This window comes from Flavobacterium cheonanense (assembly GCF_039539185.1).
In the GTDB taxonomy this organism is placed as follows: domain Bacteria; phylum Bacteroidota; class Bacteroidia; order Flavobacteriales; family Flavobacteriaceae; genus Flavobacterium; species Flavobacterium cheonanense.
This window is the reverse complement of sequence record NZ_BAABCT010000005.1, coordinates 55,841-76,491: the sequence shown is the minus strand read 5'-3', so window position 1 is coordinate 76,491 and position 20,651 is coordinate 55,841. Positions and strand designations below refer to the sequence as shown.

21 protein-coding genes are annotated in these 20,651 nt (G+C 27.6%); all 21 read left to right on the top strand.

Features of this window, described 5'->3' with window-relative positions; translation table 11 throughout:
* Positions 1–32 precede the first annotated feature (32 nt).
* On the top strand, positions 33–266 hold the full coding sequence (locus ABD766_RS10165) for a hypothetical protein (protein ID WP_344816578.1): 234 nt from the start codon (positions 33–35) through the stop codon (positions 264–266).
* A gap of 248 nt (positions 267–514) precedes the next feature.
* A complete protein-coding gene (locus ABD766_RS10160) occupies positions 515–2,734 on the top strand; it encodes a vWA domain-containing protein (RefSeq protein WP_344816577.1) in 2,220 nt (739 codons plus the stop codon).
* A gap of 28 nt (positions 2,735–2,762) precedes the next feature.
* Complete coding sequence (locus ABD766_RS10155; protein ID WP_344816576.1) at positions 2,763–3,197, top strand: hypothetical protein; 435 nt, start codon at positions 2,763–2,765, stop codon at positions 3,195–3,197.
* 327 nt (positions 3,198–3,524) lie between these two features.
* Positions 3,525–4,028, top strand: coding sequence for a hypothetical protein (locus ABD766_RS10150; RefSeq protein ID WP_344816575.1), 504 nt, complete (start codon positions 3,525–3,527; stop codon positions 4,026–4,028).
* Between the two features lie 359 nt (positions 4,029–4,387).
* Entirely contained in the window at positions 4,388–4,813 is a 426-nt protein-coding gene (locus ABD766_RS10145; RefSeq protein ID WP_344816574.1) for a hypothetical protein, read from the top strand.
* A 12-nt stretch (positions 4,814–4,825) separates the two neighbouring features.
* The gene (locus ABD766_RS10140; RefSeq protein ID WP_344816573.1) at positions 4,826–5,551 is read left to right on the top strand and encodes a hypothetical protein; all 726 of its coding nucleotides are present in this window, start codon (positions 4,826–4,828) and stop codon (positions 5,549–5,551) included.
* A gap of 24 nt (positions 5,552–5,575) precedes the next feature.
* On the top strand, positions 5,576–5,812 hold the full coding sequence (locus tag ABD766_RS10135) for a hypothetical protein (RefSeq protein ID WP_344816572.1): 237 nt from the start codon (positions 5,576–5,578) through the stop codon (positions 5,810–5,812).
* 163 nt (positions 5,813–5,975) lie between these two features.
* On the top strand, positions 5,976–6,272 hold the full coding sequence (locus ABD766_RS10130; RefSeq protein WP_344816571.1) for a hypothetical protein: 297 nt from the start codon (positions 5,976–5,978) through the stop codon (positions 6,270–6,272).
* A 154-nt stretch (positions 6,273–6,426) separates the two neighbouring features.
* Complete coding sequence (locus tag ABD766_RS10125; RefSeq protein WP_344816570.1) at positions 6,427–7,107, top strand: Lcl C-terminal domain-containing protein; 681 nt, start codon at positions 6,427–6,429, stop codon at positions 7,105–7,107.
* Between the two features lie 32 nt (positions 7,108–7,139).
* On the top strand, positions 7,140–7,481 hold the full coding sequence (locus ABD766_RS10120; protein ID WP_344816569.1) for a hypothetical protein: 342 nt from the start codon (positions 7,140–7,142) through the stop codon (positions 7,479–7,481).
* A 23-nt stretch (positions 7,482–7,504) separates the two neighbouring features.
* Positions 7,505–10,660, top strand: a complete 3,156-nt coding sequence (locus ABD766_RS10115) for a tubulin-like doman-containing protein (protein WP_344816568.1) — start codon at positions 7,505–7,507, stop codon at positions 10,658–10,660.
* A gap of 4 nt (positions 10,661–10,664) precedes the next feature.
* On the top strand, positions 10,665–11,393 hold the full coding sequence (locus ABD766_RS10110) for a hypothetical protein (protein WP_344816567.1): 729 nt from the start codon (positions 10,665–10,667) through the stop codon (positions 11,391–11,393).
* Complete coding sequence (locus tag ABD766_RS10105) at positions 11,394–12,551, top strand: hypothetical protein (RefSeq protein ID WP_344816566.1); 1,158 nt, start codon at positions 11,394–11,396, stop codon at positions 12,549–12,551.
* Positions 12,548–13,312, top strand: coding sequence for a hypothetical protein (locus ABD766_RS10100; RefSeq protein ID WP_344816565.1), 765 nt, complete (start codon positions 12,548–12,550; stop codon positions 13,310–13,312). The genes ABD766_RS10105 and ABD766_RS10100 overlap by 4 nt, the downstream gene beginning before the upstream one ends.
* Entirely contained in the window at positions 13,302–14,285 is a 984-nt protein-coding gene (locus ABD766_RS10095) for a hypothetical protein (RefSeq protein ID WP_344816564.1), read from the top strand. The genes ABD766_RS10100 and ABD766_RS10095 overlap by 11 nt, the downstream gene beginning before the upstream one ends.
* Before the next feature lie 3 nt (positions 14,286–14,288).
* On the top strand, positions 14,289–15,245 hold the full coding sequence (locus ABD766_RS10090) for a hypothetical protein (RefSeq protein WP_344816563.1): 957 nt from the start codon (positions 14,289–14,291) through the stop codon (positions 15,243–15,245).
* A gap of 30 nt (positions 15,246–15,275) precedes the next feature.
* On the top strand, positions 15,276–16,367 hold the full coding sequence (locus ABD766_RS10085; RefSeq protein WP_344816562.1) for a hypothetical protein: 1,092 nt from the start codon (positions 15,276–15,278) through the stop codon (positions 16,365–16,367).
* A gap of 11 nt (positions 16,368–16,378) precedes the next feature.
* Complete coding sequence (locus ABD766_RS10080) at positions 16,379–17,518, top strand: hypothetical protein (protein ID WP_344816561.1); 1,140 nt, start codon at positions 16,379–16,381, stop codon at positions 17,516–17,518.
* A gap of 305 nt (positions 17,519–17,823) precedes the next feature.
* Positions 17,824–18,927: a hypothetical protein gene (locus ABD766_RS10075; protein WP_344816560.1), complete on the top strand. Its 1,104-nt coding sequence runs from the start codon at positions 17,824–17,826 to the stop codon at positions 18,925–18,927.
* Between the two features lie 20 nt (positions 18,928–18,947).
* Positions 18,948–20,312, top strand: coding sequence for a leucine-rich repeat domain-containing protein (locus ABD766_RS10070; RefSeq protein ID WP_344816559.1), 1,365 nt, complete (start codon positions 18,948–18,950; stop codon positions 20,310–20,312).
* Positions 20,305–20,646 carry a hypothetical protein gene (locus ABD766_RS10065; protein WP_344816558.1) on the top strand — a complete coding sequence of 114 codons (342 nt, stop codon included), beginning with the start codon at positions 20,305–20,307 and terminating at the stop codon, positions 20,644–20,646. Before ABD766_RS10070 ends, ABD766_RS10065 begins: the two co-directional genes overlap by 8 nt.
* Positions 20,647–20,651: the final 5 nt, after the last annotated feature.

Genomic DNA, 20,651 nt, shown 5'->3' with positions numbered 1-20,651 from the left:
TAAAATAAAAACATTCAAAAAATAGTAATAAAATGGATTATAACAAATTAAAAACTAAAACCCCAAATGAAATTGCTAATTGGATTGAGGGTCATAAAACAATTAATAAAAGAGTAAGAGCAATTTGGAAAAGATTTATTTTATTTTATTTAAAAAATGATTCTTACAACTTACATGAGATTTTTGATCTCATAAACAATAATAATTTAGGAGAAACTTTAACAAGTGAAATGTTAAATGATATGGAATTTTTCTTTTCAAAATAAGAAAACTTTCCAATCAAATAAATATAAATATCAACTTTTGAATTCTCTTTTGAGTAAAAAAACATTTAAATAATATTTGTGTTGATAGATGTTTTAAGTTTATTTTAAAACTTTTTTAATTATATTAAAATATTGATAAATAAATATCGTTAAGAATAAATAAAAAACACTAAATTATGAGAAAAGCTATTGTATTTATTTTTTTACTTTTAAATTTTGTTGGGTTTTCTCAATCAAATTTTTTGAGGTTGCATACAATTAAAGTTGTAAATAATCAGCAAGACCCAATGTCTAATGTTCCTGTAACATTAATTGAAAAATCTACTAAACAAAGAATTTCTAAGAATACTAATACTAATGGAGAAGTTGTTTTTGAAATTAAATCTGGAAAAGAATGGGCGGTAAATATTCTTGAAATGAAAAACTGTAGTTTTATTTATGATTTTGATAAAGGATACTCTACAGGAAGGAATTTAATAACTTATGATATCGAGCATTACAGAAGGAAAAATAGATTAAAATTAGATAGAAAATCTTTAAAAATTAGTACTATTGATCAAACCAAATTAGTAGTAATTCCACATGACTCAAAAACAGCTTCTGTAAAACTTAAGATTGTAAAGGATGATGATAGTCCTCTTAAAAATTTTGCAGTCAATCTTACGAGTTATAAATTAGAGCAAACTTTTTTAGGTAAGACAAATGAAGACGGGATAGCTAATTTTATTGTACCAATAAATACAGAATTTGATATAGATATTGATGGTATTGATAGTTTTGATTATATCGATACAAAAAAAGCTGGAACTTATAATTTACAATTTACTTACGAACCTACTAATATTAAAGAAACGGTAGTTAATGATACTATAGTTCAGTTAATTTCTAGGGATATAAAAGGAACATCAACTCGAATTGCTGTAAAACTTAAAGTTAACAAGTTAGGAGGAAATGATGTAAGCAGAGAATTAATTTACCTTCAAATGTTAGGCACTAATAAAATTTATAAAGGTAAAATGGACAAAGAAGGTAAGGTCTCATTTTTATTACCTAATAGGAGCAAATATTTAATTCATTTTAAATATCAAAAAGATGTAGATGTTTTGAATTTTTCTCACATGAGAGGAATATCAAATTCAGAGTCAACTATTATTTATAAGCCTGACCCTAAATTAGAGTTTCCTGAAAAATTTATTCCAACACCAGATCAATTATTTTTAAAAGAATTCAAAGATTTTATTACCAAACAATATCCCGAACCTACAGATCCAGTACAACTTCATATAAAATGGGCAAACGACTCTATAAATGCTCTTTCTAAAGAAGCCGTTTTAGAGTTGGGATTTAAAATACGAACTTCAAATTATAATCTAAATGGCCCACCGATAAATCTTTCATTAGTAGTTGACAGAAGTGGCTCTATGTATGGGGATGATAGAATTGTAGCCTTAAAAAAAGCATTGCTTAATTTTACAAATAAATTAAGAAAGACTGATATTGTTTCTTTAGTGTCTTACGATGATAAAGCAATTTTGTTAGTTCCTTCGCAGCCAGTTGGTGATGGAAAATATCTTAAAGACATGATAGAGGATATTGAAATAGGAGGCGGGACTAATATTTACAATGGAATGGTTATGGGATATGAGCAAGTAGAAAAGAAAAAAATAGCTAAAGGCACTAATAGAGTAATATTATTGACAGACGGTTATGGAGCTGATGATCCTCTCATAACAATAAAAAAATCTAAGGAATATAATGACAAAGGAATAGAATTGTCAGCTATTGGCGTTGGAGAGAGTTATAATCAAGCATTATTATCTCAATTAGCTTCAACTGGTGGTGGATTATTAAATTTTATTGGTTCGTCAAAAAACATTGAATCTGTTTTTCAAAAGGAATTAACAAGTCTATTGAGTCCTTGCGTAAGCGATGTTAAGATTGAAGTTGAATATAATGACAAAATTGTTTTTAAGCAATTATATGGATTTCCTTTTAAACAAAAGGATGGAAATTCTGTGCAATTGAAATTAGATGCTATATATGCTGGATTGCAAGGCATTGGATTATTAAAATTTGATTTAAATCATCCAGATAAATCTATTGAAAAGTCTCCTGTCATCATCAAAATGACCTATTTCGATCCAAATAAATTAAAGTATGATGAAAAGATTGAAAAAGTATATTTAAAATGGTTGCCAAAAGAAGGAAAAATAGAGTTAATTCTAGAAGCTGAGCAAAAAAAGTTATATGCTATTGCAGTTTTAAATCAAGGGCTAAAGGTAATGTCTGAAAATTTTGCACAAGGAAACTACAAAGAAGCTATAGATCATATTGCTAACGTTCAAAAAAACATCAAGGAAATATTTCCCAATTCTCAAGACAAAGATGTTGAGCAACTAATGAATGAAATGACGGAATATTCTTCTCATTTATCAAGGTTTATGTTTAATAAAGAATCGAAAAATTAAAATTCAATAATTTCCTTGTCTACAATTTATGAAATCAAATAAAATATACCACATCCGGTTAGAAAAAGAAATTGTAAAAACCAATTATGCAGAAAATGATTTTTCACATCCTATATATACTGAACTTGCTACTATAATTGAGCTAGAGGAGGCAAAATACATATGGATTTCAGATGATGACGAGCTTTTTATTAGATTGGATGAAAATAAATACAAAAGAATTAAGGCAGCATTTGAAAAATACTATGAACTCATAGCTGAAGATGTTACAGACAAATTGTTAAGAGGAGAAATTGAAAAATTAAATCCAAAAATTAAGTTCTCTAACGAAGCTTTTTTTACTAGTTTCAGAAAAGAATATACTTCTATAGATGATTTGTTAGATAAAATTAATTCTAAAGGTATTGATGCTCTCGACACTATAGATAAATCAATCCTATACAACAAAAAAGAAAACAAATAATTACCACATTTATTTTTATGAAAAAACCAGAACAATTGATTATTCTTGAAAAATCATGCTATAACTGACTTTTTGTTTTAATTAATAAAAATATTTTATCTAATTCATTTAATGAAACGAGATGAATTATTTTTATTTTTAAACTTGAACTAACTTGAACTAAAATTCAAGCTGTATATTTTTTAATTTTATAAAATTTATTTTTAATAAACCAATAGTTCCTTTTTTTAAAATAATAAGTTTTTGAGTGAATCAAAAAAAATATTAAAGAAATAATAAAATAAATATATTAAATAAGAATTAAATATATAATTGACCTTGTAATTTATGACAAAACCAAAACAATTGATTATTCTTGAAAAATCAGGATATAAAATAATAGCCGAAGGTCCTTTATTATATAAATATCTTCCAGAACGCTATGAGCATACTTACACTTTATTTAATATGCGTGTTGAAGATACTAATGGAAATATAGTTACACCAATAATTAAAGACATTGAAGTGGGTTATATTTTAGAAATTTCTGCTGCCGTGTGCATGTTTCAAGGTTATACAATAGTTGATAATTCTATATATTTTGAGACCCATTCACGAGATAAAGACTCCCATAAATTTTATAAAATCACTTCAGGAATAAATGTTCAGTGCAGTAGTGATGAGCTTAAACTACATATAGAAGAATGTAAATTAAGTTCCATAGTTGATAATCAATCGTTCTCAAATTATATTTATGATTTAAAAAGTGCAGTTAACAATAAAGACAATTTAAATAAAAATGAATTTTTTTCTTGGGTTGGAGAAAATTTAATAATTGATTTAAATAAATAAAATAAAAAACATTTGATATCGATAAATATTTTAATAGGATGCCATAGATGGATAAATTATAATCTATTGCCGAAAAAATTAAAATTTAAAAATAACTTCGGGAATATTTGTTTTTTTAATAGTCTAGGAAATAGTATATTTTTTTTAAATAACTCAACGCAATCAGGTTGCAGTGAGTTGTCATAAATTTATATTTTTTATAAATTATTTTAAAAAAAAGTAAAAAAAACAAATTGAAGGTCTTAAGTATTTAAAAAAAAAATATTATGTTTGTGTATGAAATTCATTATTAAATAAAAACTAATTATTGATATTTTTTTTTAATACATAAATTCAAATAGCCAAAAAATAATTTCAAAATGTCAAATATTAAAGTTTATAAAGGAACATCTAACTATAGTAGTGATGTTATTTGCAATTTAGCAGATGCTAAAATATTTAAAAAATTATCGACTTATAGCTCCGATATTATTTGTCATGTAAAAGCCAATAAAATATACAAAGGTACTTCTACTTATAGTAATGACGTGCTTTTTACAGTAACCGATGGAAAGGTATTTAAAGCTAATTCATCGTATTCTTCTGATATTGTTTTAACGATAAAAGATGGGAAAATTTATAAAGGAACTTCAACTTATAGCAGCGATGTTATTGCTACAATAAAAGATAGTAAAGTGTTTACTGGAAACTCTTCTTATAGTAGTGATATACAATTTCACATTGACGGAAATGTTACCATAGAAGAATTTGTAGCTATTTGGTACGCAGTTAAATATTGTTATTAAAATTGAATAAATATGCAACAAATGCTAGATTTTAATATCAAACTATTTCTTGAAAATAGCGCCTTTTACCCTGCATCAGGTGTTGATGTAAGTCATTTAAAATCATTAAGCCAGCAAGGTATTGAAAACTTCATTCACGTAGATTATTCTATGTCAAAAGAAGAAGTGCAACTAGCGTTGTCAACTAATTGTATGGCTTTAGGATACCAACTAATAAAAATCAGTGAAGTAACTAAATCACAGATAACGCCAAATGGTTTCAGACCAATTGCCAGTATTCCTTTTAATGAACACGAAAGAGATCGTTTAAGTAGTGAGGCTTTTATAAGAGACCGCTTTAATGGAGTGAATTTTACCCCTTTTGCATTATTAGCTGAATATGAATTAGAAGGGGATGATAACTCTAGTAAATTTTCAATACTTCATATTGGTGGTGAAGCTTGTGCTACTTTTGAAGCTACCTATCTTACAAATGGCATCAACCCAAAAGCAGTTGTTATTATTAGACCATCAGAAGGATATGGTGATAACTGGACGCTTTTTACAAATTCTGATTTTCGTTTACAACAAATGCTAAAGTTAAATGTACATAATAATAATCAAGCTATGCCTAAATATCTGATATTAGCAGGGAATAGTGATGAAGAAAAACCTAATGCCTGCTGGCAAGACTATAAGTTTAAAGAAAAATACATTAACACTGATGATGATTGTGTAGATTTATTTATAAACCAATAATTTTTAATACAAAACGAAATAATTATGACTTCACATCAGCGTTGCATAAACTGCAATCAAAGAAAAACAGGAAGTGAATACACTGTCAACTGTCCTGCAAGACCAGCTTACGGACATGATTGGAAAACTTATGCAGGTAATGGCGTGGGTTGGAGCGAATCGTTACTTGGTAAATTGGTAAATTGGCTTTGGGCAACTAAAATTGGTAAAGTAATTGTAATTATTGGTGCCCTTATTTTGTTAAAAATTTTGCTAAAATAAAAGGTTAATTATTTGATAAACCAATTTGAACTCGGAGTAAAACATTTAAATAAATAACAATTTAATTTTTCCTGAAACGAAAAATCTCAATTAGAATAAAATAAAATTAATAACTTAAATACTTATAATTATGACTTTTTCAACACGTTTAAAACTATGGCTAATGAGGTTCTTTGTCAAATATTTAGTCGTTTTTGCAATTGCTTACTTTTTTGTTCATCCTGATGCAGTAAAACACTATGAAGGTTTTTTAAACGGCTTTATTCTTGGTGGTGTACATGGTGGTTGTGCCATACCAAATAAAATAATATCATTTTTTGATGGACGATTGATAATGGCTCAATCCTACTCAACATTATATCTTGTAGCATTTTGGCTTTCATTACTTTATACTGTAATTGATGATATTTATAGCTTTTGGAAATCTTTTTTTGGATCAGTACTTGATAATTTAGAATAAAATTAAAGTGATGGAGTATGAAATTGAAGTACTCAAACAAGAAAGTCAAACCTTAAAAGATCTAGCCCTTATCTCTTCGATATTTTTTTAATATTGTATTAATCTTGATGTAAATTCATGAAAAGATTTAGCTAATTTAATAGTACATAAACATATGTTTTATTCAGAACTTATAAATAATTTGATAGTAGATTGTCACACATATGTATTAGGCAATAATGCTTTTGGTGATTTAATACAGCTTTTAAATACCATTAAATATCGGAATATAGGCAATTGGAGACTTCCCAACAATAATGAGCTTGCTGACATTCTGAAAGTTAAAAATTTGAAATCAGATTTTTGGACCACAGATCCTTACACATCCGCAAAAAGTGCGTATTATCATTCTTCGCAAACTTTTTCAAAGACTGCTACAAAAGAAGATTTAAATTATGAATGCTCTTTATTAATTGTGGCAGAATGCGATACGCCTTCTGTAGACACAGGTTTTGTTGGTGTTGGTAAAACTGTAAACGAAGATTTTAGTTTTCTATATGGTAATTTAGGAATATGTGGTTTTACAAACTTAACAGAGGTTGTTGCTCTATTTAATGAGCATTCAATGTTTAATGAAAATACATGGCGACTTCCTACAATTGATGAACTTGAAAAAATGTATAACGATACCCCAGATAGTTTTGTTGATTTGAAACTACCTGCTTGGTCAAGCAGCGAAAACGGAAAGTACAATGCTTTTCAACTTAATTTTTTAACAGGCGAAAAATATGCTTGTAAAAAAGCAAGCGATTATAATGCTCTTCCAGGTGCAATTATTTTGGTGAAAGATATTTAATAGTATAAAATGTTTAAATTTAAATTTAGTTTATGGAAATAACTAAGATTGAAACCTCTATAGGTAGGTTTAAAATTACTGGTTTTTTAAAGAAAGGATTATTTAAAAATTCAGAAATGAATTGGGATTCTGCATTAAATGAAGCAGGAAAAATAGAAGGTGGTGGTTGGCGATTGCCCACTCTCGAAGAATGTATAACAATTCATAATGAAACAGAAGCTTTTGATGATTTAAAAGGGAAATGGGTCTTATGGTGTCAAGATCAATACAGTGAAAATACAGATTGTGCTTACATATTTGATCCAGGAAATACACTAACAGGTTTTTGGAATAAGAACGATAAATGGAATGCAATTGCAATTAAACAATTATAAAACAAAAAAATAAAAATAAAATTATGGCAGATAATCACATTATTATAGGATTGGGAGGAACAGGAGGGAGAATTATTCGCAGCTACAGAGAGCAGCTTGTAGATAAATTTGGAAGCCTTGAGACTGTTGACTTTTTAAAAAATATTCGCTTTCTATTTATAGATAGTAACGAAGATGATTTGAAAGACGAATGGATGTATCAGGGAAAACCTTTAAAGTTAAGAGGTGATGACACTATTCTTTTGAAAGCTGGTGACCTTAATTCAAGACTAAAAAATCATGCTACAAGAAATGAATGGTTGGGAGAAGATTCTGATTGGAAAGGGATTAAAGATGAAAACACTTCTGGCATGGCAGGAAATCAGCTGAGAAGATTGGGGAGGGTTAATTTGATTCCAAATATGCGAGAAATAGTTCAAAATGTTAATTCAAAGCACGACCAACTTCGAGTAAACAAAACTGAATTTGGAACCACTATTCATATTTGCGTTGGACTTGCAGGTGGAACAGGTAGTGGTAGTATAATTGACGTAACTGCTCAGCTTTGTAAAACTTTTGAAAAGGAATCTGAAAATACATTTATAGTTCTTTATCTTGTCTTACCTGAAGTTAAATCATTTAATGATAAAAAAGGACAATTTAATAATGTAAGTTTCTTAAAAATAAATGGGTATGCAGCATTGAAAGAACTTAACTCTTTAGCGAGCGGAGTATTTAGTCCTTACGATGTAAACTCTAAAAATGATAGATTAAATACAAATAATAGATATAAATCAGCATATATTATTTCAGAGAGAAATTTAAATCGAATGACTTTTAAAGATACTGCCTCGTCAGTAGCTTCATTATTGTTTTTAAAAACAATTTCAGCCAATTATGCAGAAAAGGGCGAGAAAAGTGACAATACATTACCTAATTTGCTCAACAAAGTAGATACTCAAGAAAATAACTTAAACTCTGCCTGGCAATATTGGGATTTGTCGGCAAATTTTAGAGTACCTGGTATTTCAAAAATTGCTGTTCCAAGAGAACAGATTAAGGAGGCTTTTGCTCATCAACTTGTTTTAAATGCATTTAATAAAACACTATTTAAAAATAAAGAAAAGCAGGATAATGGGAATGGTTATTTGGGAAATCCGAGCTCTGATGAAATTGCAAAAGCAAAAAGTGAAGCAGCTCAAATCATAAGTAACCTTCGTTCTACCTTGATGGAAGAATGGTATTTAACCTACGAGTACTTTCTTTTAGATTCACCAATGATTGACTCTGAGAAAGTAGGGTTATTGAGGAAAAATGGTGATGAAAAATCTTTTGATGCTAGTTGGAAAATTGAGGAAACGAAAATATTCACTGTACTCACAGCAACTAAAAAGTATCAAGGCACTACCTTTGAAGATCGTGATTTACTGAAATATTATCAAATATCAATTGCCGATTACACTACAGGTAAGTACAAAGGTTGTGGATACGATAAATTCTACAATGATAAATTTAACTTAGCAACTGAATATGCTAAATTTATTTGCGAACGAATAAGAGGAATTATGTTCGGAATTGATGGATACGGCAGAAAAACTCACTATCCTTTGCCAAGTTATATTGATATTTTACTTGAAATAGAGCAAGGATATCTTGATGGAATTGACAGATTTATAAAAAACCAAAAATCTGTTTTGGAGAGAGATTTGAAAAAAATTACTATTGAAATAGAAAATATTAAAAAGGAGTATGTTGGAACATATTCATTTTTAGGTAGTAAAAATAAACGTACTAATGCTGTTGAGGATTTTCGTAAAAAGTTAATGGAGTATTGGAATAAGACTGTTGAATTAAAAGCAATTCCATTTGCAATAGAACTTTCGCAAAAAGAATTAAAAACAGAACTATCTAAACTTCGCGAGAGAGTTAAATCAGAAGTGCGTGCTATTGAAGAAAGGAGAAATAAGATTCACGATGAATGGATTGATGAGTCCAAAAAAATTGAAGGTACTACGGACGGATTCAAATCGATACCTAATATTCAAGGTTTTGAGAAATTTAAAAAGGCTTTCTTCAAAAGTGATGAGTGCGAATCTTTTATAAGTCAATTAGAAAATTTAATTTATGACAATTTTGATTTTACACTAAAGTCATCTTTAGATGGTGTTTTTTCAAATAGAAAACACCCAATTATGGAAGCGGCTTATAAAATGGTGGATGATATCCTTACAGACGACAATATAGGAAAACTAACAGGTGACATTGATGATTTTTACAGAGCAAATATTATACAAGTTCTTCACAAAAAATATAAGACAGCAAATAATCCTGATTTAATCGAATTATTTGCGGAACTCCAAAAGATGTCAGCACCACTTGCAACAATTAATAGTTTTTCTAAAGGGGATGGGGATTATAAAACACATCACGATAAGGTAATTATTTTACCAGAACTAAAGGGCGAAAATGAAAGTAAAATTGAAGAACTTAAATCATTTTCGGAGGATCTCCAAAGAACAATAAGGGAGACGATAAAAGAAGTTAAAATTTATAAGGTTGGCGGTGATAAGTTGTCTAACGAATTGACATTTGTTCAATTCGCGTGGCCAATTAGAATGGATGCTATTGACAATATTTCTGACTTATATGAAGATTACCACAAATATAAAGGTTATCCACAAACACTATTTTTATCACATATAGAAGATTGTGACTATCTAGTGGATTTAATTCCACCTCAAACTATTGATGAAATGAAAAAAGTGTTGCTGCCTTACATGATTATTTTATCTGAATCAAAATGTTTCGAAAATTATGGCGACAAGAATTTTTGGGGGCTAAGAAGCTATAATGGGGATGACTCCGATTTAACAGACATCCACGCAATTGATAGTAATAAAATGGTTAATCTAAAATTTGAATGCGGTTCACTAATTGATTTTATGAATCTAGACTTAAAAACTTTAGATAAAGCCAATTTACTAGCGGGTGGAGGTATAAATACTTTTATTCATCCTTTAGTACTGGGATGCGTGAGAAAGGAAGCTGAAAAAAAATTGAATAGTGATTTTGATTTAGTTCTCTCAAAATTTGCTTTATTTCTCGATGATTATCTCGCAACTATTAAGAACGACCGAACTGATGGTAAATATCAAATGCTTAGTGAGGCTTACAGAAAACTTATAAAACTTAATAAATAAATCTATGGAAACTAAATTTTTTAAATGCATAAATCCTCATTGTAAATATAATATTGAAAATGATGGTAATGAATTTGTTCTAACTTCAGATGAATTCCCTGAAAAAAATAACACAGGAAAATTCATTTGTTTAACAAATATAGATAATGTAGACTGTGGTCTTATAGAAGTTGATCCCTCAACTTTAAAGAATGAAGGTAGTAAGAAACCTTTAAACTTCAAACTAATCGGATCTATAGCAGCTGGTGTGTTACTCATTGGTGGCTTGGTATTTTTCTTTAGTGGTAAATCTTCTGAAGTGAAAACTGATGAAACAGCTGCTCCACCTGTCATAGAAACACCAGTTGTTGAAGCACCAGTTGCAACACCTCCACCTGCAGAACCTGTTACTGAAACAGTAGCACCAGAAGCACCTGCACCTAAAGCTGTAGAGGAAGCTAAACCGGCAACTACTAAAAAAGCAGTAACCAATGTTGCTACTCCAAAAGGAACTCAAACTAAAAAATTTCCTGGTGGTAGTAAATATGTAGGTGAAATGAAAAATGGCCAAATGCAAGGTTTAGGTACTTTTTATTACGGACAACATGAATTAATTTCACCTCGTGATATGAAAAAGAGATATGCCGAAGCAGGTGATTATTTAATTGGTGAATTTTATGAAGGTAAAGTAGTGTCAGGTAAATTATACGATGCTAGTAATACCTTGAAAGAAGTTATAATGATTGGTAGATAGATGATTAATAGAATAACAATAGTTTGTTGTTTCCTTTGCGCCATATGCTTTCAAAGCGTTGTGGCGCAAAGTGTTTTTGCAAATAATAGACTAAATGAATTATTTTCTATTTTACCAATAGAATGTAAAAATTCGATTAATCAAGCGAACAATACGAAGTGTTTATGCAAAATTGCGGGTGATTCTATTCCTATTAAAACATCTTTTAATAATGAAGGCCAAATTAATCATGTTGGATTAGATTTATTTTCTTTAGACAACAATCTTATTTTTTCACCTTCTGTTATCGGCTTTATTGAAAGAAGTCTTTTAGAAGACCTACTTTGGAACAATACTGCTTATATTAATAAAAAAAATAAAGAAGATAGAATACAACTTTTTAAAAACAATAAAGCATTGGGCGAAATTGGTTTTAGCAAAATAAATGGGATAATTCCAATTATAAAAAATGAATTTGCTTTTAGTCTTAAACAAGAAGGTCTCGAATATACCGCAGTATTAGAAAATATGAATGGGAAAATTACAATAATCTTCCCAGCAACAAATGCTGTAATCAGTGGAATGGACAAAAAAGAATATGGGGAACAGGTGATGGCATCACTTAAAACTATTAAAAACTATGCTAATTTTATCCCTAAGACACCACTTAAAGACCAATTAAAAACATATAAAGATGATATAAAGGTAAGTGTTGGTAACAGTTATTTTAAATCTATTACTTCTACAAAGTATTACAAAGTAACGGATGTTGTTATCGAGCCATTGTTTTCAAGGGAGTATCCTTTGGAATCTTTTTGTAATATTTTTTTAATGCCAATGGAAGCCAATAAAAAAATACAACTAAATATTACCCACAAAATATATGGTGACGAAAAATTCGATTACAAGGTAAATTTGAATGATTTTATATCTTTTTTTGGTACTGATTTTGAATTTTATTTTGGCATAGAAGAAAAGACGGATGAAAGTATGTCTGGTACACTTATTATTTTTAATAGAAAACTAAACTTCGTAAATTTACTGTATGTAAATACCAATAAAAATACTCTTTTAGGCAATAATCCCATTATTAATGCGAAGTTGTATACCAATATTCCATCCGATAACATAAAAAATCTTTTTGCAGATTATGATTCCTCAAATACTACTAAAAAATGAAAAAAAAACTATCTCTAAATAATAAGACATTTTTAATGTTTTCCTTTTTACTACTCCAAAATGTTTTCCTTTTTGGACAGTCACCTGATTTAGATAAAGAAAAAGAAGTTAAAATTTCAGGAAATTATTTTTGGAGCCAAGCTACAGCTCCATCTGATTTGGAAGCTAAAAAACAAGCTTCGGAGTCATTATGGTCAACCGATGAAGTAAAAACGGCTCCTAATTTAAATCAGAAGAATATTTCTTATATAGTAAAACAAAGAGGAAACAAAGTGGCAGCTATTGCTTATATAGCTAAAAATGGAGTAGAGATAAATAGCACAGATTCTTCTCTCAATGCGAATGTAATACCACATCCTCAAATTATACTAGATCCGATGTATGAGAAAGACACAAAACCACTTGAAAGCTTAAATGTCAACAAAGAAGTTGCATCCAATATTTCCGAAAGTAAAACAAAACAGCTTTCCAATAGTAGTTTAATTAATAGTTTGTTGGATACCGATGACATTAATAGCGTCTTAAAGGAATTAAATACCTTTAAAATGAAAGGAAAAATCATGTATAGTTCTCGAATTGAGGCGTTTGATAATAGTAATCAATGCTATATTATTATTTATGAAGAAACCACAAATAAAATTCTTTACCTTCTAGATAAAGGGGATGAAACTAGAGTCAACTTGCTTGACTCTAAAAAGATAAATATAAAAGAAAATCAACTTATTAATCAACTATCAAAAATATATGTTTATGAATTTTAAATTAACCCTATTAGTAGTATTAGGAATTGTATTTTCAAATACTACAATTGTTTATTCACAAAATACAACAAAAGTTGTGATAACAGACGTCAACAATGATGTGCTTAAAGCAAAGATGGAAAATAATGCCTCTGAATTTCTAACAACATTAAATACATCTTTTTTAAACAAATCAACCCCAGCAATTAATTCTAAAATTATTATATCTGATGTAAGCGCATCATTACTTTCAATGTGGGAGATGAGTCCTTTTAGATGTTACGAAGCGGATGTAATTGAAAAAGCCATTAAAAGACCACAAGGAGGCTATGAGGTAAGAAATATCCCAGTATTTATGCAAGAAGCGGCAGAAGATGATCAATACCAAGAAATTGTATTATTATTTACCGATTCAGGTTTAATTGATAATATCTATATTTCAATGGAAACCAATAGATATAACCAACTTATATCGCAAGGAACTGATGTTACAGAATTTAGAAGAAGACAAATTATATTAGATTTTGTTGAGAATTTTAAAACAGCATATAATAGAAAAGACATTAGTTATTTACAATCTGTTTTTAGTGAAGATGCTTTAATCATTACAGGAAAAGTAGTTCAGGTAAAAAGTCCTGATGCATCTAGTAATTTAATGAATAGTGCCATGGTAACCTATCAAAAACAAACCAAAGCAGAATATTTAAATAAATTAAAATCAATATTTAAGAACAATTCTTATATCAATGTAAAATTTGATGATATTGAAATAAAAAGACACAAAAAATACCCAGACATGTATGGCGTAAATATGATGCAAGGATGGAACACAACAAATTACAGTGATGTTGGATATTTATTATTAGTAATTGACTTTGCAGATGATGACAAACCTCTAATTCATGTTAGAACTTGGCAACCAGAAAAAGTAGGTTCGCGTACTTTGTCTGAAGATGAAAAGTTTAAATTAGAAAATTTTAATTTAAACAAATAAAATATGAACTCTCATTTTTTTATCAAAGTATTTGTTAAAAAAATAATTATTTTTTTTATTTTTTTTAATCTTGGTTTAGCCTATTCCCAATCTTCTCTAGAATTTATTCTTAGTGATGATAAAGCAGTAAACATTACAAAAAGCATTCCTGATGGACAATCACTATTAGTTTTTGAAACAGATTTAAATTTAAAATTTGATTCTAGTATAGAAAATTTACAAATTGAAGATAAGATTGATGGGAAATATTATGTTTTTGTAAGTTCAGGTCCACAGGTAATAACTATAAAGTATTTTGGGGATTATAGTTTAAATTTTGGTCAGATAGGAATGAATAATGGTTTTCCTAGTTTAAATAATAATGAGGTTAAATATTTTACTATATCTAAATTAATTGCCTTGCAATATGAAGATATAACAAAAAAGGAAAAAGACAAAGGCAATAACATTGTTCCTATTGGTCCAAATGTTTCAGATGCATTGGTTGTAATTAATGTTTTTCCACCCGATTTAGAACTTGAGATAACTGAGAAAAATAATGGAATTACCAAAGTAACTAAACAGACCGATGGTGTTTATAAAATATTTTTGAAAGCACCAGCTCAGCATATTCTTCAAATTAAAAACAAAGAATTTAAGGATCCTACAAATCTTCCTGTTGATGGTTTAGCATCCAAAGAAGTTCGTTTTTATTTGGTGAAAAAGCCAACGAATCTAGAAGATGTTTCTGTGGATGCACAAGAAGCTGCAAATGCAAATTGTGAATTAAGAAATTATCAAAAGAAATTAAGTGGAAAACACACAGATTCGGAAAATGAAATAATGCTCAAGGAATATACTAGATTATTTGATTTGTCGCAATCTATTCTAAAACAAAAACAACAAAAGTATAAAGGCACTGAGTCAGGCGGTATTTTTATGTCCGAATATACTGCTAGAATACTAGATTGTAATAAATAAATTTCCTTTTATTTTTAAATTGTAACGTAAATGAATATAAGAATAGGCAGAATACAATTTTTAATTTTTTTTCTTTTTTCAACCTTTATTTATTCTCAATCTACTTTGGTTTGGACTGAAAATAAGGAAGAAGCATCAAAAGTTTCGTCAGCTATTAAAGACGGTAAATCCTTATTAATTTTTAACACCAAGTTAGAATTAACTTTTGAATCGAGCATAGAAAAATTAGAAGAAATCACTAAAAAAGATGATTTGTATTATTTAGAAGTAACTTCTGGGGCCCAAGTAATTACTTTTAAAAATAATGGAAATGAGTATAGTATAAATTTTGGACAATTGATGGATGATAATACTTTACCATCATTAAAGGAAAAAGAAATTAAATATTTTACTATTACCCAAAAGAAACAACTAGAGTATTACAACATTACTGAAAACGAAAGATCAAAAGGAAATATTGGAGTGCCAATTGGACCAAATGTATCTGATGCACTTATTATTGTAAAGCTTTCACCAATAGATTTAAATTTAGAAATAAAAGATGTAAATAATATTATTTCTAAAATTGAGAAAGAGAAAGGCTCGTATAAAATATTTATAAGAACAGAAACTCCACAAAAAAACAATGTGGTTTTAAATCTTGTTGACACCGAATATGGAAATACGGAATTACCAATTCTTGATTTGATTTCGAAAGAAATGAGATTTTATTTAGTTAAAAAAGAGAAAACTGCTGAAGGAATCAATAATAAAAAATTTAATGAAGATAATGAGGCTTTAGCCGATTATATTAAACAACTGTATTTAAAAAATCCATTTAGTGATGTAACATTAATTGAAAACAATGGGAATAAATTTTTAGTTTCCGTTATAGAATTAAAAAGTTCAAATAAAGCAATAAATACCGTTGCTAAAACAAAAGCAATGTTGCAAATCAACAGTTATATTGACGCGGTGAACACAAATAGGTCTTATCAAATAAACTCAGATCAGATTATTGAAAGTAATACAAGACTTATTACTCATAATATCCCTTTGTTTCTTACTTCTTTTCAAGATAAAACTGGACAAAAAACAATTTCAGTATATTATTCTAAAATAACAGATAAAAAAACTAACTAAATATTTATACAATGAAAACAATTTTAAGCATTTTTTTTCTTTTGATTTTTTCTTTTTCTTTTTCAAATACAATAGATGACACTAGTATTACTATTACAACAATCGGAAACGGAGCTACATTTGAAAAAGCAAGAGAATCGGCTCTCTTCTCTGCAATTACCCAGGTATGTGGTGTTTATTTATCACAGGATCTTAAAATTAATAATGATGAAGTAGTTAAAGAGGAAATAACATCAATAACTAAAGGAAATATTGAAAAATACAGTATACTTTCTGAAGTTAAAATAGAAAATGGTGATTGTGTATCTACATTAAAAGTTATAGTTTCTGTTTTTAAATTAAAAACATACATGGAATCTAAAGGATATAAGGTTGAATTCAATGGAGCTGCATTTGCGATGAACGTTAAACTAGAAAAATTGAATGAAGAGGCTGAACAAAAAGTAGTGTTAAAAATGTCAGAATATTTAGATAATATAATTCAGAAATCATTTGATTATGAAATAAAAGCTAACAATCCAGAAAAACAATACGATAACTTATATAAAATTCCAATATTTGTTACTGTTAAGCCAAATTTAAATTTTGCAAATATTCCTGAGTTTTTAACTAAAACATTAGAAGGTATTAGCTTACAATCAGGATCGGGATATCCAATCACTATAAGGTATAATGGTGATTACAATAAATATTTATTAAGAAATTCTAATAGTATTAAAATAATATACAATATTATTTTAAGCTTTAAATCAGGTTTAACTAACTTTGTTATTTCTGACGGAATAAAAAACAAAACAATTTCTAATTTTTCCAACAATAATAACTCGCAAATTAATGATATTATTGTAGAAGATAATTTGCGAATAGCTGCATTTCAACGATATAAAAAATATGTTATTGTACCTTCATTATTTGATGAATCTGGAGTATTTTATTTAAATGATGCGTACATTGAAAATGGATTTGGTGGCAGTGTAATGATTGATAAAAAGGGACATAATTACTTTCCAAATATTAATAGATTTACAGGTGTTTATCTTCAATTTGACAATATAACTAACGATGATGTTGCGATAATATTTAAGTTTGAAGATCTAAAATCATTAGCAGAAATTAGCAATATCAAAGAGTATTCTATTAGACATAAATAAATTTGAAATCCTCTTTATTTTTGATAGATTAAATACTGCTTTTAAAACAGTAAATTTTTAATGTACATTTTCACTAGTCATGTTAGCAAAATTAAACCTAAATAAATATAAATAGCTATTCGAAATTATTAAATATTAATAGAAATTGCTTCAACTAATAAATATTTTATATTATTATGGAGGACTATCAAAATATTTTCAAATTACCATGTGTGGCTGTTCTACCATAAATAAAGTACAACACTTGTATATTACTATTGTTGATCCAAATATTTTAAATGGATGCAAATAATTTTTTATAATTTATGATAAAAAAAATAATTTTTATACTTCTCAGTCTTTATTGTTTTGCAATACAAGCTCAAAAAAAAGAAGCTAATATTTTTATTGCTGATACAAATAATGTGCATAGAACAGACATTGCCGATTTAAAATACTCAGAAGGGAATTTAATTATTACTCCAAAAAAAAACTGTACCACTAAAACCGAAATTATTGTTTATAAAAATCAGAAAGTAACTTTGGCTACTTTGTTTGAAGAAGATTATTTAGAAAAACAAGATAAATTTGTTAAAAAATATTATCGCATAGCAAGAGAACAAAATAACAATACGGAGAAAGATTTTTATTATGATACTAAACCTTATGAAGAAAACAAAGAAAGGCAAATTGAACTTTATTATCGTCCATTAATCAAAGCTATAAATGTTCCTAAACAAGATGATAAAGAAATAGTTGAAAAAATTGCTGAAGAAAATTTCTATGTATTTATTTATCTTGACGATTTACTTATTGAAGCAAAAAAAGTTAGCACAAAGAATAATAAATTAACAGAGGTAGAACCTGAGTATGCAGGTTATTTTTTTAAAAATTATTTAGATTCTTTTAAAAGAATGGAAACATGGAGTTTTGTTATTAAAGATAATTCGCTCAAAATGGTTAAAGTTCCAGATTCCTTGTACAATAGTAGTAATTCAATTAAAATCCCTGAATTGTATAATTATAGCAGTATTTCTTTTGACAAAAAATATTTTTTAGGGTCTGAAAAGTTGGAAGATTTCAATTTAAATAAAAAGAACATAATAGAAAAATATAAATTATTGGGGATGCATTATTTTGAGATGGATGCTGATCTTATTTTTGATTTTATAATTTATGAAGTCCCGCAATATTTTGAAGAAGATGAGGAAAACAGAACGGATGTACTGTTTTATATTAAAATTCATCAATCATTTAATTATTTTAGTCAAGTTGATATTCCGGTTGAAAAAGATAAAAATAATATTTACGAAATAACTATTAATGGTATTCTAAATAAAGAAACTAAATACCATAAATATTTTCAACTAGCAACCAAGAATGATTTAATTATGATTGAAGAATTAGCCCCAATGAAAATTAGCTATTAATGTTTTTTAATCAAAAACCTATGAAATTTAAAACGATTACTTTACTACTAATTTTTTTAATTACCTCTTGTAATGTAATTAAAAAAAGTAATAAAATAGATAGAATAGAAATATCAAAAGATACTTCTACAGCTATAAAAGTTGATACCATTGCTGTTAATAAAGGAACCAAAGACGAGTATAAAATTATTTTTGATTTTTCAGGACTTACTAATGAATTATTTGACGATGAAGACGTTGAATATGATAGAAATGTTTATTTATCCTACTCTGATTATTACGAAAGTATAATTAAAATGGATTCTATTAACACCGATGGTAAATGGGTTAAAAGAAGAAAATTAAGAACAACTAGAGAAATAATACCCGATAATTTTTTTGAAACAAAAAGAGGAAAAGAAATGAATGCTCTTTTTTATAAAATGAATAAAAAATATATTGAGATTCCCGATATTAATTTTGAAAAGCAACTAATAAAATTAAAGTTAGATACTATTTTAGATCATTCCGTATTAATTTCTAATGTAGAAAATATAGATTCATTAAATATTTCATCACCTAAGAATGATAAAATTAAAAGTATAAAAGGCATTGAAGCTTTTAAAAAACTAAGAATTCTAGATTGTGTTGGCAATGATATAAAAGAACTAGATTTTTCAAGTAACCTTCTTCTTGAACATTTAAGTTGTTCTCATAATGAAAATTTAAAAAAATTAGTTACATCAAACAATATTAATCTTAAATATCTTTCTATTGGATCGGGAATTGTTAGTCATAATGATATTCCTAATGTTTTGTATTTAGATTTTGACATTTCAAAAAATATAAAGTTAAAAAGTTTTTTTGCTATGATGACTTTTATACCAAAGATTGATTTTTCATTCAATCCAAATCTTGATGAAATTTCAATTATGAATTGTCAAGCCGAGGAAATTAATATTTCAAACAATAATAATTTAGAGTTTATAAGAGTAGAGTCTAATCATTCATTAAAATATTTGGATTTTAAAAACAAACCTGATTTAGAATTTGTTTTATGTAATTTTAATGCCATTGAAAAAATTGATTTGAGTTATAATGAAAAATTAACTTGGTTAACATGTGATAAAAACAAAGTTAACGAGATTATTTTTCCGGCTAATTCAAAATTAGAAACGGTGTCGTGCAATACAAACTTAATTAAAAATATTGATTTAGCTTCATCAAAAAATTTGAAATATTTGGATATACAAAATAATTTAGAGCTAAAAAAAATAATTTTATATAAAAAATTACCCGAAAGAATGCCATACCCCACAGATTATTATTTTGGGGAAAATGAAACCAAATCAATTGAGAAACAAGTACCTTCTGATTGTCTTATTAAATATATGCAAAATGAATAAAGAGAAATTTGAAATAACAGTATTAAAAATATTTATTGCTTGTTTTCCAGATGAGCTATTACAAAGGTACAGACCAATTGCAGACTTTTTATCCGAGTATAAGTCGGTAACAATGGATGATATTGGAGCTGTACTTGATGAATATCTTCCTGATGAAAGAAAATATTTTGATACAATTTGTGAGCTAGTAAATTCAATGACTTCAGAAGAAAAAGAAACATTTTATGAACCAATTCAAATTCTTGTGGCTATCAATAGTAGATATTATGAAACGCCTGGCGAACGTAATTTAGTCAAATATAAACTTTCAAAAATTTTCGGCAAAGAAATATAATTTAT